This window comes from Chitinimonas sp. JJ19, from assembly GCF_036961565.1.
Taxonomy (GTDB): Bacteria; Pseudomonadota; Gammaproteobacteria; order Burkholderiales; family Chitinimonadaceae; genus Chitinimonas.
This window is the reverse complement of record NZ_JBAMDD010000001.1, coordinates 312413-325331: the sequence shown is the minus strand read 5'-3', so window position 1 is coordinate 325331 and position 12919 is coordinate 312413. Positions and strand designations below refer to the sequence as shown.

At 60.6% G+C, this 12919-nt stretch carries 14 protein-coding genes; 12 read left to right on the top strand and 2 right to left on the bottom strand.

All coding sequences use genetic code 11. The annotated features are described in order from the left end of the window. The first annotated feature begins 11 nt into the window (after window positions 1-11). The 4 genes from V7714_RS01475 (at window position 12) to V7714_RS01460 (ending at window position 5322) form a co-directional block, all read left to right on the top strand. A complete protein-coding gene (locus V7714_RS01475; protein ID WP_335387485.1) occupies window positions 12-1232 on the top strand; it encodes a serine hydrolase domain-containing protein in 1221 nt (406 codons plus the stop codon). A gap of 463 nt (window positions 1233-1695) precedes the next feature. Then, on the top strand, window positions 1696-2232 hold the full coding sequence (locus V7714_RS01470) for a carboxymuconolactone decarboxylase family protein (protein WP_335387484.1): 537 nt from the start codon (window positions 1696-1698) through the stop codon (window positions 2230-2232). 248 nt (window positions 2233-2480) lie between these two features. Then, window positions 2481-3107, top strand: coding sequence for a glutathione S-transferase family protein (locus V7714_RS01465; RefSeq protein ID WP_335387483.1), 627 nt, complete (start codon window positions 2481-2483; stop codon window positions 3105-3107). 142 nt (window positions 3108-3249) lie between these two features. Then, window positions 3250-5322 carry a 2Fe-2S iron-sulfur cluster-binding protein gene (locus V7714_RS01460; protein ID WP_335387482.1) on the top strand — a complete coding sequence of 691 codons (2073 nt, stop codon included), beginning with the start codon at window positions 3250-3252 and terminating at the stop codon, window positions 5320-5322. A gap of 27 nt (window positions 5323-5349) precedes the next feature. Here V7714_RS01460 and V7714_RS01455 read toward each other — a convergent pair whose 3' ends face one another. Further along, on the bottom strand, window positions 5350-6249 hold the full coding sequence (locus V7714_RS01455) for a LysR family transcriptional regulator (RefSeq protein WP_335387481.1): 900 nt from the start codon (window positions 6247-6249) through the stop codon (window positions 5350-5352). A gap of 134 nt (window positions 6250-6383) precedes the next feature. Between V7714_RS01455 and V7714_RS01450 the strand changes: the two genes are divergently transcribed. The 8 genes from V7714_RS01450 (at window position 6384) to V7714_RS01415 (ending at window position 12307) form a co-directional block, all read left to right on the top strand. Next, on the top strand, window positions 6384-6923 hold the full coding sequence (locus V7714_RS01450) for a carboxymuconolactone decarboxylase family protein (protein ID WP_335387480.1): 540 nt from the start codon (window positions 6384-6386) through the stop codon (window positions 6921-6923). A gap of 42 nt (window positions 6924-6965) precedes the next feature. Further along, on the top strand, window positions 6966-7340 hold the full coding sequence (locus tag V7714_RS01445; protein WP_335387479.1) for a hypothetical protein: 375 nt from the start codon (window positions 6966-6968) through the stop codon (window positions 7338-7340). A gap of 264 nt (window positions 7341-7604) precedes the next feature. Then, complete coding sequence (locus tag V7714_RS01440) at window positions 7605-8471, top strand: HD-GYP domain-containing protein (RefSeq protein ID WP_335387478.1); 867 nt, start codon at window positions 7605-7607, stop codon at window positions 8469-8471. A gap of 158 nt (window positions 8472-8629) precedes the next feature. Continuing rightward, entirely contained in the window at window positions 8630-8893 is a 264-nt protein-coding gene (grxC, locus tag V7714_RS01435; RefSeq protein ID WP_335387477.1) for a glutaredoxin 3, read from the top strand. A 46-nt stretch (window positions 8894-8939) separates the two neighbouring features. Next, window positions 8940-9422 carry a nuclear transport factor 2 family protein gene (locus V7714_RS01430; protein WP_335387476.1) on the top strand — a complete coding sequence of 161 codons (483 nt, stop codon included), beginning with the start codon at window positions 8940-8942 and terminating at the stop codon, window positions 9420-9422. 70 nt (window positions 9423-9492) lie between these two features. After that, entirely contained in the window at window positions 9493-10137 is a 645-nt protein-coding gene (locus V7714_RS01425; RefSeq protein WP_335387475.1) for an acyl carrier protein phosphodiesterase, read from the top strand. Between the two features lie 135 nt (window positions 10138-10272). Then, a complete protein-coding gene (locus V7714_RS01420) occupies window positions 10273-11544 on the top strand; it encodes a sensor histidine kinase (protein WP_335387474.1) in 1272 nt (423 codons plus the stop codon). Further along, window positions 11537-12307 carry a LytR/AlgR family response regulator transcription factor gene (locus V7714_RS01415; RefSeq protein ID WP_335387473.1) on the top strand — a complete coding sequence of 257 codons (771 nt, stop codon included), beginning with the start codon at window positions 11537-11539 and terminating at the stop codon, window positions 12305-12307. The genes V7714_RS01420 and V7714_RS01415 overlap by 8 nt, the downstream gene beginning before the upstream one ends. 17 nt (window positions 12308-12324) lie before the next feature. On the opposite strand, the gene V7714_RS01410 is transcribed toward V7714_RS01415, so the two are convergent. Then, the gene (locus V7714_RS01410; protein WP_335387472.1) at window positions 12325-12825 is read right to left on the bottom strand and encodes a hypothetical protein; all 501 of its coding nucleotides are present in this window, start codon (window positions 12823-12825) and stop codon (window positions 12325-12327) included. Window positions 12826-12919 lie beyond the last annotated feature (94 nt).

The window sequence follows — 12919 nt, the reverse complement described above, 5'->3', positions numbered from 1 at the left end:
AAGGCGAAAGCATGAGATTCCTTGATTCCACTCCCGCATGTCCGATTTCCCGGCGAGCGTTCCTTGGCGCGGGACTGTCAACGCTGCTGCTACCCGGTGTTACATCGGCTGACGACCTCCTGCCGTCATCCCTGGGTCTGTGTTCGTTTATTCGAAACGAAATGCGCAAGGCGAACATCCCAGGCCTGGCCGCCGGTTTCGCCCGTGATGGTGTTGTGCAGTTTGCTCAAGGCTACGGCATGGCTGATATCGCCCAGCATAAGGCTGTGACCGCTAACACGATGTTTCACATCGCCTCGGTGACCAAGACAGTCACCGCGACCATGATTATGCGTTTGGCAGAACGCGGCAAACTCACACTGGATGAACCCATATCGCGCCATCTGGACTTTCCCGTTGTTAATCCGCGATTCCGCGACACGGCAATCACGTTCCGACAGTTGCTGACGCACACATCTAGTATTTCCGACGCCCGGTATTATGAGATCGACTTCCGCGAAAGCGGTCGCGATGCCGAGCGCACCCTGCCAGACTTCCTCAAACAATATCTCGCGCCCGGGGGGGACAATTATTCAGACACGGCATGTTTTTCAGCTGCACGTCCAGGTGCTGCTTGGGACTACTGCAACGTGGGCTTCGGCCTGCTGGGGCATCTTGCGGGGCGTATCGGGGGGATGGACATGCGCGAACAAACACGCAGGGATATTTTTGCGCCGCTCGGCATGGATCACACCAGCTGGACAATCAAAGACACACCTCAGTTACACAGCGCCGTGCCGTATGACCGCGTAGACAGTGCGCTTATTGCTGTGAAGCCTGTAGGCTTTCCGGATTGGTCAGCTGGCATGTTGCGCTCGTCGATCAGTGATTTCATGAAGTTCGTCGCCGCGTCGGCGAACGGTGGCCGATCGGGTGGCGTCGAGCTATTAGGCGCCGCTGACATGGCGCAAATGCTGGATATGCGCGCGCCGGCCGGCCTACCTGAATGGCTCAGCGGCCAGGGTCTTGGCTGGATGGCATCCCCGTTGGCCGGACAGGTGCGGCCCAACCATTGGGGTGGCGACCCGGGTGTGTTTACCGCAGTCTACCTGGCACCTGCCACGCGCTGCGGCGTGGCGATATTCACCAACGTTGGGGCGTCGACAGAAAACAGAACCGCCTTGAAGAATATCGCCGATCGTCTTTTTCAGGCAGCCGTTGATTTGCCACGGCCCAGTCGCCGAGACCAATAGCGAACCTGGCGGATCAGGTACCGGAATAAACGAGGTGAGTACTAATTCACGTTTGATGGAAAAATTTGGCTGAATGACTGTGCACGAAGGAGGGTTGAAGGCCATTTGGAATTCGATCCTTCGCTGAATAGCTGGACTACCTCGGGTTCATAGACACCCCTCAGCCTCAGGCCACAGTCCGTTCAAAAGCCCCCGGCTGGCCACCCAGCTGACTGGCCGCCAGGCAGTACCTCCCCCTCGCGCTAGTAATCAGCGCAGCCTGAGCCAGCGTACTCCCACCCTGAATTAATACAGTCCCCGCCCGCGCTGATACCGCCCAGTAAGATGAATGACACTCATTATTTCACCTGAAGAAACAATAAATTAATCAAATCAGCCATTCTTCCTCAAATCGGTTTTTGGCAAAGTAGCGTCACTTGCATCGCAACACGGATGCCGACACTACTGAAGACAAGGACCCACCATGAGCCGCATTGCGCTCATCACCGCCGACATGGCCACGCGTGAACAGCACGCTCTGCTGCACAGCATTGGCGAGCAGCAAGGCTATATCCCCAATCTGCTGCGTATCGTGGCCAACTCGCCCGCCGCGCTGCGCGCTTTTCTCGATCTGCAAGGTCTTACACGAGAAGGCAGCCTCGATCACCCCACCCGCGAGCGGATTGCGATTGCGCTAGCCCAGAAAAACGGGAGCGCCTACTGCCTCTCAGTACATGCGCAGCTGGGTAGTCAGGCCGGGCTCAATGGCGCTGAGATGGAATCGAACCGGCTGGGCGACAGTCACGATGCCAAGGCTGCTGTGGCTGTTCGCTTTGCCTGCCGGCTGATCGAGCATCGCGGTGATCTGGATGACGAAGCACTCCGGGCCATGCGCAATGCCGGTTACAGCGACGCAGAGATCGTCGAGGTCATTAGCCATACCGGGCTGAACTTCCTGAGCAATCTGATGAGCAAAGTGAGCCAGGTCGATATTGATTTCCCCTTGGTTACGCTGAACTGAGGGTAAGCAACATGCTCTCCAGACTCATCTGTTTTTTGCGCACTGGCCGCCACGTGCACTGCTTTGCCGCCTCACCATCAGCAAGTGGTTTGAGCTGGCTGCTGCTCGCAGGCCACACGCCGCAGCACGCCCCCATAGCCGAAGGCCGCGACCTGTTGGCCCTGGCTGACGGAGCCGATCACCTCGAATTGGCCTTGCAGCTTCACTGTACCTTCTAACCCCCGACTCACCCACCTAGGAGCACTCTCGTGTCCAAACAACCCGTCAAACTCTATACCTTCCCCTTGTCCGGCCATGCCCACCGCGTCAGGCTGGCGCTGTCGCTGCTGAACGTCCCTACCGAGCTGATCGAAGTCGATCTACGCAAGGCGGAGCATAAGCAGCCCGACTTTCTCAAATTGAACGCCTTTGGCCAAGTACCGGTCATTGACGACAATGGCACGGTGATTGCCGATTCCAATGCCATCCTGGTGTACCTGGCCCGCAAGTATGGCAACAGCGACTGGCTGCCGACCGACCCGGCGGGGGAAGCCGCCGTTCAGCGCTGGCTGTCGGTTGCGGCTGGGCTGGTGGCTTTTGGTCCGGCGGCTGCGCGGCTGGTAACCGTATTTGGTGCAGGCTTCAACGCCGACGAAGTCATCAACCGCTCGCATAATCTGCTCAAAGTGATGGATGCCGAACTGGCCAGCCGCCCCTTTCTGATCGGCAGTAAGCCCAGCATTGCCGACATCGCCAACTACACCTATATCGCGCATGCACCCGAAGGTAATGTCGCGCTCGGTGCATACCCCAAAGTCAGCGCCTGGTTGCGTCGCATCGAAGCTCTGCCCGGCTTTGTAGGCATGCAGAAAACCGCCGTCGGCCTTGCTGCCTGATCAGCCAGTTGCAGGGGCAGGCAAACTGTCTGCCCTTGCAAGCCTGCTGGTCACTTGGGGTGATGTCCACCATCAGCACCTCGCCCAGCAAGGCCAGAACTATGCGTTTCCGCGCAACAGCGCATCGACTAAGGAAAAAGCCATGAGCTCCCCGAACACCGGCACTACCTCCCCCTGGCATCGCGGTGAACGGGCTATCCATGAGCAAATGGGTACTGCTGCCCAGATGGAGGCCGTTGGCAGGCGGGTAATCCGCGACTACATGCCGGATCAACACCGCACGTTCTATGAGCAATTGCCCTTTGTTGTGGCAGGTGGCATTGATGAGCAAGGCAACCCCTGGGCCAGCATTCTGGAGGGTAGTCCGGGCTTCATGCACTCACCCGACCCACGTCAGTTATTGATACGCACCAAGCCTGCAGCTGGTGATCCATTGCTCGAATGTCTGATGGATGGTGCCGCCATCGGCTTACTGGGTATCGAGCTGCATACCCGTCGCCGCAACCGCATGAATGGGCAGCTCCATCTGCAAGAGGATGGCGCTTTCGCGGTACAAGTTGGTCACTCTTTCGGCAACTGTCCGCAATATATCCAGGATCGGGCGTTCTCTTTTGCCCAACCACCTGGGCAAGCTTATGCAGGCGCCGTCGAGCGCCTGAGTGGGCTCGATGCGGCAGCGCGAGAATTCATTGTCGCCGCCGACACTTTCTTTGTTGCCAGTTACTTTCCCGGCGACGCCGATAATCCAGGCCCACAGGTCGATGTATCACACCGTGGCGGCAAGCCAGGTTTTGTCCGGGTGGATGGCGATACCCTCACCATTCCCGACTTTGCCGGCAATATGCACTTCAACACGCTGGGCAACCTGCTGGTTCACCCCAAGGCGGGGCTGGTATTCATCGACTTTGCCAGCGGGGATATGCTGCAACTGAGCGGCAGTACCGAAATCCAGTTTGCAGGCGAGGACATTGCTGCATTTCAGGGAGCCGAGCGCCTGTGGCGCTTCCGGGTAGAACGGGTTGTACGACGCCGGGCCGTGCTGGCCTTGCGCTGGCAGCTCAGGGACTTCTCACCGAATTCGCTGATGACCGGCTCATGGGAACAGGCTGCCGCCCGGCGAGCTGCGGCGGCCCTGCAGAACGCTTGGCGACCGTTCCGCATCGAGCGGATCGTGGAGGAGAGTTCGGCGGTGCGTTCGTTCTATCTGAGCCCGACCGATGGCGCGGGTCTGGCCGCCTTCCGCGCGGGGCAGCATCTGCCCATACGCCTGTCCCTGCCGGGACAGGAAAAACCGGTAATCCGCACCTACACCTTGTCACTCGCGCCATCCGATGGCGTCTACCGCATCAGCGTCAAGCGCGGCGGCACCGTTTCAGCACATCTGCACGATACCTTACGGGTCGGCGACCTGATTGAGGCCCGCGCCCCGCAAGGGGACTTTGTGGTCGATGCGGCCGAGCGGCGCCCGCTGGTGCTTTTAGCCGGCGGTATCGGCATTACGCCCATGCTGGCGATGCTGCATCATGTCGTCTTCGAGGGGCTGCGCACCCGCCGGATACGGCCGACTTATCTGTTTTATGCCACCCGCACGGTCAGCGAGCGGGCATTCGATGCTGAAATCGACGATTTGCTCCGTCGTGCCGGCAATGCCGTGCAGGTCGTGCGGCTGAGCAGTCAACCCGAAGCCGACCGGGTGCATGGCCACGATTACGAAGTGGCGGGCCACCTTGATCTGGCCTTGATCAAATCGGCACTGATGCTGGATGACTACGACTTCTATCTGTGCGGCCCGGCACCCTTCATGCAAAGCCTGTATGACAGCCTGCGCGATCTGCGGATTGCCGATGACCGTATCCACGCCGAAGCTTTCGGGCCGGCTGCATTGGCGCGGCGGCCAGATGGCTCATCTGCGATACCTGCACTGGCGCCCATCGCCGATCACGACGTCAAGGTACTGTTCGCCGAATCGGGCAAGGAGGCGCGCTGGCAGGCCGGTGGTGCCAGCCTGCTCGAGCTGGCGGAGGAGCGTGGTTTGACACCAGAATTCAGCTGCCGCGGGGGTAGCTGCGGCACTTGCAAGGTGTCTCTGCTGGAGGGTGCGGTTACCTATCCTCAACGGCCGGCGTTTCCACTGTCCGAGGGTGAGGTCTTGCCGTGCTGTGCCGTACCTGCCCGTAGCGACGAGCAGGCGGCCCGCATTGTGCTGAAGCTCTGAACCCGGCGACTAAGCAATAGCGCCCACTCAGTTCAGGTGCTTGTCGGCGCGTAGGCGATCTGCCATCAGGTCGATGAAACTGCGCACCTTGGCCGAGCCATACTTGCTCTCGCGGTGCACGATATGTATGGGTAAAGGCGCGTTCTCATACTCGGACAACACGATCTTGAGTTCACCCGCCGCCAGGTGCGGGGCTATCTGATATGACATAAGGCGGGTAATACCCAGCCCGCTGCGCGCGGCCTCTATTGCGGCATCATTGCTGGTCACCGTAAGCCGTGGCTTCAGCTTGATATTGGCAGGACTGGATTCCGGCCCGAACTTCCACTCCACTGCCGGCGACACCCCGGTCGCCGCAATGATAGTCCGGTCGCGCAATACCTGAGGCGTTAACGGAATGCCGTGCCGTTCCAGGTAATCCGGCGAGGCACATAGCACGCGCCTGACCTGGCCTACCTTGATGGCGCGCATGCTGGAGTCCGGCAAGGGGCCAATGCGTACCGCCACATCTACGCCTTCCTCCAGCATATTCACCACCCTATCCAGAAACAGCGCCGAGACATCGGTCTCGGGGTAGCGGTTCAGGTAATCAATGATGCCGGGCATGACAAACATCTTGCCGAACAGTACCGGCGCCGTCACCGTAAGATGGCCGCGTGGCGCCGCATTGATGCCTGCCGCCGCCTCGTCGGCCTCATCCACCTCACCAAGGATGCGGCGGGCATCGTCCAGATAGCGCTGACCCGCCTCGGTCACCCGCACATAGCGGGTCGTACGTTGCAGCAGCTTGACCCCCAAACGGGCTTCCAAGGCCGAGATAGCCCGCGTCACAGCCGGTGGCGACATACTCAGTCGCCTTGCACCCCCGGCAAAACTCTCTTCCTCGCCCACCGCCACGAACACCGTCATCAGGTGCAGTCTGTCCATTCTTTCATTCCTCTATTCGGAATAATCTATTGCATTCTATATCCATTCTTCTATTCGATGAAATTTGGCAAAGTGGCGTCACTCGCAACGCACCGGGCGCTGCGAACTACAAACCACCCAACCAAGGAACCATCATGAGCCGTATCAGCATCCCTACCGTCGAACAATCCCTTGAAGCAAGCAAGCCACTGCTGGCCGCCGTAAAGCAACAACTCGGCGTTATCCCCAACCTGATGAAACTGGTCGGCCACAGCCCCGCTGCCCTGGAAGGCTATCTGTCGCTCAATGCCGCCTTGAACAAGGGCAAGCTGGGCGCCGCATTGCGTGAGCAAATCGCCCTGACGGTAGCCCAGTACAACGGCTGCGACTACTGCCTGTCGGCGCATACCTACCTGGGGCTGAATGTCGCCAAGCTCAGCGAAGCCGAAATTGCCGCCGCCCGTGACCACCACAGCAGCGATGCCAGAACCGCCACCGCCCTGCACTTTGCCTACCGTGTTGCCGCTGAACGCGGCCGGGTTAGCGATACCGATCTGGCGACGCTGCGCCAGGCCGGCTTCGATGAGGCCTCGGTGGTGGAAATCGTGCTGGTCGTTGCCCTGAATGTGCTGACCAACTACGTCAACAACGTCGCCCAGACCGATATCGACTTCCCCAAGGTCTCGGCCAAGTAAGCCTGCTCTCCCATCACCCTATCCACTCACTCAGGAATCCACATGAAACTCTCTCGCACCCAATTCATCGCTCAACTGGCGCTTGCCGCCACCATGATCATCCCGGCCTTTGCCGCAGCGCCTATGACCAAGGACGGCGTCACCACCATCCACCTGACGGAATACAACGGCTATTTCGCTGCACAGGAAACCCTGACTGACCTCAAGCCCGGCGAATACGATTTTGTCGTTACCAACAAGGCGGGCAAGTTTGTCGGCTTCAATGTACAGGATCAAAAAACCCACGAGTTGCTGGGTGGCTTTGGCCTGAACCCCAACGAGACCAAGACGACCCGGGTCACAGTCACGGCCAATGGCTTCCGCTACCGTTGCCCCATCAATGTCACGCCCTGGTACGACGTGGACATGAGCAAGTAATCCCACCCCACCCTGCCCGATGCCGTATGGCGTCAGGCAGGGTCGCTGCACCACGGCAGCTCAGACTTATCCTATGTACAAGCTGACGATGGCACCCGAATAACCACACTGACCGGGCGCCATGTGTGCCTCGCACTCTTCCAGTCTGGCCAGCGACAGCGCCTGCCGGCTAGCGGTCATCTACAGCACCCGCCCAGACACTGGACTATCGTGTTGGTGTAAGGAGCCCCGTTTGTCTCCATCCTCACCCTCACGGTACACACCATGACTCATTCCCCCCTTGATGTCCGTCAGGCGCCACCCAGCCACGGCCTGCTGAGTAGCTTGATACTGATGGCCTGGATGGTTGAAGCGCGCGACCCCTATACCGGTGGTCATTTGTGGCGCGTGGCACGCATGGCCGAGGAACTGGGACGATCATTGGGCATGCCCGACAAGGAAGTCCATCGCATTGCCCTTGCCGGGTTCCTGCACGATATAGGCAAGATCGGTGTTCCCGATGCCGTGCTCCGCAAGCCGGGCAAGCTTGACGACGATGAATACGCAGTCATCAAAACCCACCCAGCCATAGGCCAGCGTATTCTGGCCGAGCATCCACTGGCCCATCTGGTCATGGACGTCGTCTTCCACCATCACGAAACACCGGATGGCCGCGGCTACCCCGTGGGGCTGTCTGGCCCTGCCATCCCACTGGACGCAAGGCTGGTGGGCATCTGCGACGCCTTCGATGCCATGACCAGTACCCGCCCCTATCGCAAGGGCATGCCTATCGCCGCCGCGCTGGAGATCATCAGCAATGCCGCAGGCAAACAGTTTGACGCCGAACTGGCGAGCCACTTTGTGGCGCTGGGCAGGGAGGGCGCCTTTGACCATATCGTCGGCCATACTGACGAGGGGATTCCACTTGGCGTTTGTGTCAGTTGCGGCCCGGTGATCCAACGCTATCGCACCACCCAGCCCGGTGAACATGCCGATTGCCCGGCCTGCAACGCCCGTTATGAGTGGCGGCAGGCGGACAGTGGCATGTATGCAGCCGATGTGGGCAAAACCCATGGCAACCAGAGCCTGCCTTTGCCCGATACCAGCCTGCTGCAAACCTTGCTGCAAGCGTGGGCTCCATTACTGGCATGAGTCCCTATCGTAACGGTGGCGAAACGCTTAGTAACACGGCGCGATAATTCCACTATTCGAAACAATCATTTCCCCAGAGTGAGGATTCCGGTCTTCCTGCAATCCGGTCAAAGTGGTGCCTGTTCACCATCCGATACCCCAAAACCGAAGGAAGCACCATGACCGACATCACCCTGTTCCACACCTCTACCTGCCCCTATTGCGTACAGGCCGAACGCTTGCTGGGTCGCAAGGGCATCGCCACCATCAACAAGGTCAACATTGAACAGTCGGCCACCTTGCGTGACGAGATGATCAGCCGCAGCGGCAGGCGCACGGTGCCGCAAATCTTCATCAACGGCGAGCACATAGGCGGGTTTGATGACCTGGCCCGACTTGAGCAGGCCGGCGCGCTCGACCCCTTGCTGGGCCTCAGCGAATAGCAGCCAGCCTGTTGCAGCACACTACCCCTCATTACGGTAATTCATCATGACAAACCACCTGAGCACCAACCGCCCGCCCCTGCCACCTTTCGACCGTAACACCGCACTGGCCAAAGTCCGGGCCGCTGAAGACGGCTGGAACGGACGTAGTCCTGCCAAGGTTGCGCTGGCCTATACGCCAGACAGCCGTTGGCGCAACCGCAACGAATTCCTGCAAGGCCGGGAAGAGATCGAAGGCTTTCTGCACCGGAAATGGCAGCGCGAACACGACTACCGGCTGATCAAGGAATTATGGGCTTATAACGACAACCGGATCGCCGTTCGCTTTGCCTACGAATGGCATGACGACACGGGTCAGTGGTACCGCTCTTACGGGAACGAGAACTGGGAATTCGATGCACAAGGCCTGATGGCAGTACGCCACGCCAGCATCAACGACTTGACCATCGCTGAATCCGAGCGGCTGTTTCACTGGCCGATAGGCAAGCGGCCGGAAGATCACCCGGGGCTGAGCGAACTGGGTCTGTAATACATGGCAGTATCCGCTGCCGACACAGCCAACTGACTGCACAGTGACTGTATGCCCCCAAGCAAAACGAGTGAAGGCGCGGCCAGCACCCTGCACGGCGCAGCAGCTGGCGGGTACACTGGCCGTCATGAACTACCTCGCCCATATCTACCTTGCCCAGCACGACGACGAAGCCATGGTCGGCGCGTTGCTGGGGGATTTTGTCGGCTCGGACAAGCTCGATCATTACAGCGCCACGCTGCAGGCGGAAATCCGCCTGCATCGCAAGATAGACCGTTATACCGACAGCCACCCGGCCGTACTGGCCGCCAGGCAGTATTTCCCTGATGGTCGGCGCCGCTATGCCGGCATTCTGCTCGATGTGTATTACGACCATCTGCTGGCTCGCTATTGGTCGCGCTACAGCGATACGCCGCTGGACCAGTTCAACCAGCGCTTCTATGCCGCCCTGCAGGCCAGGCAAGACCAGTGGCCTGAGCGGCTGGCAGAGATCGCCCCGCACATGATGGCGCACGACTGGCTGGGTGCCTATCGCCAGCGTGAAAGCGTGGACCAAGCCATACGCCGCATCGCTACCCGGCTTTCACGCAATGGCGACCGCCTGGTCGATTGCCTGAGTGACCTGCAATCGCATGAAGCAGCGCTGGCGCAGGGTTTCGATGTTTTCTTCCCCGAGCTGATCAGCTACGTTCAGGCCGAGCGCCGAGGGCGGTGAACGGTCACGCACTCGGTTTCGCACCACCAGCCTACCCTTCCGTCCCTACCGGCCGGGTTTCGTCCCAAGGCCCACACGGTGGCGCCACTTGCCCGCTATGCTGCACACCATTCCTGCCACCACGGACACGCCATCATGCTCAGCAGCCTGCTCTTCACCTTTCGCCTGCTCCTCACCTGGGGTGCCATCTTCTGGGTCATCATCGTGCTCTGGAGTACCATCGCGCCGCCCGGCCATGGCGACCCGCACTGGCTCTGGGTGCTGGCCATCGGCCTGGTCATGGGCTGCCTGGTGATCAGCGCCGCCTCGCACAAGCGCCGGGTACGGCTGATTGCTGGCAGGCTTGATGGCAGCACGCTGTCCAACCGGCAAAGGCGGCAGATCGAGATTCCCTTGCCAGCCAGCGAGGCCTTTGAGCTGGTCGATGCTGCGATCCGTGAATTGCCACGGGTCGAGGAGATCGAGAGCACCGCTGACAGCCTGCAGGTACGGGCCAAGGTGCAGCGTATCGACCCTTATGGCAAGGGCCTGCCTGGCCGCTTCCTGTTTGGCATGTTCCGCACCGGCCGCAACCAGATACTGGCCACCGTGATGCCCGGTGACGGCACAGGCAGCGTGACGCTGATCTGCGAGCCGGAAGGCGGTGCCTGGGGTGACTGGTTCAAGATGGACGACGCCACCAATCTGGAGAATGCCGAAGCAATCGCCCGCGCCATACGCCGCCGGGTAACCACGCTCCGCCAGCTTGAGCAGGAGCAGGCACGCCAAAGCGAGGCCGAAAAGGAGCTCACCCTCGCCAGGCTCAGCCTGCTGCAGGCGCAAGTGGAGCCCCACTTTCTCTACAACACCCTGACCAGCGCCCAATACCTGACCCGCAGCAATCCGGCATTGGCTGACGAGATGCTGGGCAATCTGATTGTGTATCTGCGCCGCTCCCTGCCCAGCACCGATCATGCCTTTGCCGGCCTGGGCAATGAGCTGGAGCGGGCCCGTGCCTACCTCGATATCCTGCGCATACGCATGGGCGACAGGTTGAAGCTGCAGATCGAGGTGCCCAACTCCCTGTTGGCGCTACCCCTGCCCAGCATGATGCTGCAAACCCTGGTGGAGAATGCCATCAAGCATGGCCTGGAACCCAAGCCCGGTGGTGGCACCATCTGGATACTGGCCCGTGCCAACGGTGGCCAGATCACATTGACAGTGGCAGATGATGGCCAGGGCTTCAATGCCGAAAGCAGCGGCACCGGCATAGGCTTGAAGAATCTGCGCGAGCGCCTGCGCCTGGCCTATGGCAATCTCGCCTCGTTTACCATCGTCGCCAACTTCCCCCAGGGCGTAGCCGCCACCCTCACCCTGCCCGGTAGCAGCCTGCCCACCCTGGCCCTGCGGGAGCAGCAGCATGCTTAGGTGTGTGATTGCCGAAGACGAGCCCCTGCTGCGCCAGGCACTGCAGGCGCTGCTGCAAGAAACCTGGCCCTCGGCACAAGTCGTCGCCCTATGCGAGGAAGGTGGCGAAGCGCTGGAGGCCATCAGCACCTTGCAGCCCGATGTCGCCCTGCTGGATATCCGCATGCCGGGCCTGACCGGGCTGGAGGTGGCCGCAGCGGCCGCCGAGGTCAGCCCGGCGACCCAGGTGGTATTCATCACCGCCTACGACCAATACGCCATCGATGCCTTCGAGCGCGGTGCCGTGGACTACCTGCTCAAGCCGGTGGGCCGGGAGCGCCTGGCCAGCACCATGCACAGGCTGCAGACCCGTGCAGCCGCCGGCGCCATAGACCACGCCACCCTGGTGCAGTTGCTGGGCCAGCTCAACCAGCGCAAGCCCGCCACGCCAGAGCCAGCCCCGCTGGTGTGGCTGACTGCCAGCGCCGGCAAGGAGACGCGGCTGATACTGGTGGAAGACGTGGTCTACTTTCAGTCTGACAATAAATACACGGTGGTCATGACAGCCGAAGGCGAAGCCTTGCTACGCAAGCCGCTCAAGGAGTTGCTGCCCTTGCTGGATACCAATCTGTTCAAGCAGATTCATCGTGCCACCATCGTCAACCTGAAGGCCATTGCCTCCATCAGTCGGGACGACAGCGGCAAGGGCGCGCTCAAACTGAAGCAACGTCCCGAACTGCTGAGCATCAGCCAGCCCTTCATGGCCCTGTTCAAAACCATGTAGCTACCAGGCCTTGGGGTTCATCTCGCCGCCAAGGGCTGGCGATCAGGGGCGATGAATACCTGGCGCGATGACTCCTGCGCCAGCAGGGCTTCGCTGTAGTGATGGCTCAAGGCATCGCGGCTACTCAGCATCAGTCCAGCCGCACGCTGCTCAAACCGTCGCCACTGTTGCTGCCAGCGCAGGTGCTGCCCGGCGTCATCCGGCAGATACAGGGCGATCAGCTGCAACAACGCCTCGGTGATGGTGACGTGGTACTTGTCATCGGCCTTGAGGTGGCCGCAATAGCAACGCAGGGCATGGCGAAACCGCGTCGCTCCCTCTTCCAGGCCGTATTGGCGCATGGCAGCCCAGGCTGCAAATACATGGGCCCTATGGTCGAAGGCATGGGGTGCCAGCGTCCCGCGCTCCAGCGCACCCAGCACATCGGGCAAGCCTGGCAAACGCGCAGCCGCTGGCGTCTCTGACGAGGCGCTGGTGGTATGGGTGATCGTACCGGGCGTGGGAACAGGGGTATTCACAAAGGCTATGCATGGGCGGCAGGAGGGCGGCGCCATTGTCGCACCCCTGGGTGAATATTCCCGAATATATCCCGCACCACAACGCGCCCTGCAT

Excerpts from the sequence above, each read along its gene's own strand:
- grxC (WP_335387477.1), top strand. The coding sequence starts at position 8,630 with ATGACCGACATCACCCTGTTCCACACCTCTACCTGCCCCTATTGCGTA.
- V7714_RS01475 (WP_335387485.1), top strand. The coding sequence starts at position 12 with ATGAGATTCCTTGATTCCACTCCCGCATGTCCGATTTCCCGGCGAGCG.
- V7714_RS01445 (WP_335387479.1), top strand. The coding sequence starts at position 6,966 with ATGAAACTCTCTCGCACCCAATTCATCGCTCAACTGGCGCTTGCCGCC.
- V7714_RS01430 (WP_335387476.1), top strand. The coding sequence starts at position 8,940 with ATGACAAACCACCTGAGCACCAACCGCCCGCCCCTGCCACCTTTCGAC.
- V7714_RS01470 (WP_335387484.1), top strand. The coding sequence starts at position 1,696 with ATGAGCCGCATTGCGCTCATCACCGCCGACATGGCCACGCGTGAACAG.
- V7714_RS01460 (WP_335387482.1), top strand. The coding sequence starts at position 3,250 with ATGAGCTCCCCGAACACCGGCACTACCTCCCCCTGGCATCGCGGTGAA.
- V7714_RS01455 (WP_335387481.1), bottom strand. The coding sequence starts at position 6,249 with ATGGACAGACTGCACCTGATGACGGTGTTCGTGGCGGTGGGCGAGGAA.
- V7714_RS01420 (WP_335387474.1), top strand. The coding sequence starts at position 10,273 with ATGCTCAGCAGCCTGCTCTTCACCTTTCGCCTGCTCCTCACCTGGGGT.
- V7714_RS01440 (WP_335387478.1), top strand. The coding sequence starts at position 7,605 with ATGACTCATTCCCCCCTTGATGTCCGTCAGGCGCCACCCAGCCACGGC.
- V7714_RS01450 (WP_335387480.1), top strand. The coding sequence starts at position 6,384 with ATGAGCCGTATCAGCATCCCTACCGTCGAACAATCCCTTGAAGCAAGC.
- V7714_RS01415 (WP_335387473.1), top strand. The coding sequence starts at position 11,537 with ATGCTTAGGTGTGTGATTGCCGAAGACGAGCCCCTGCTGCGCCAGGCA.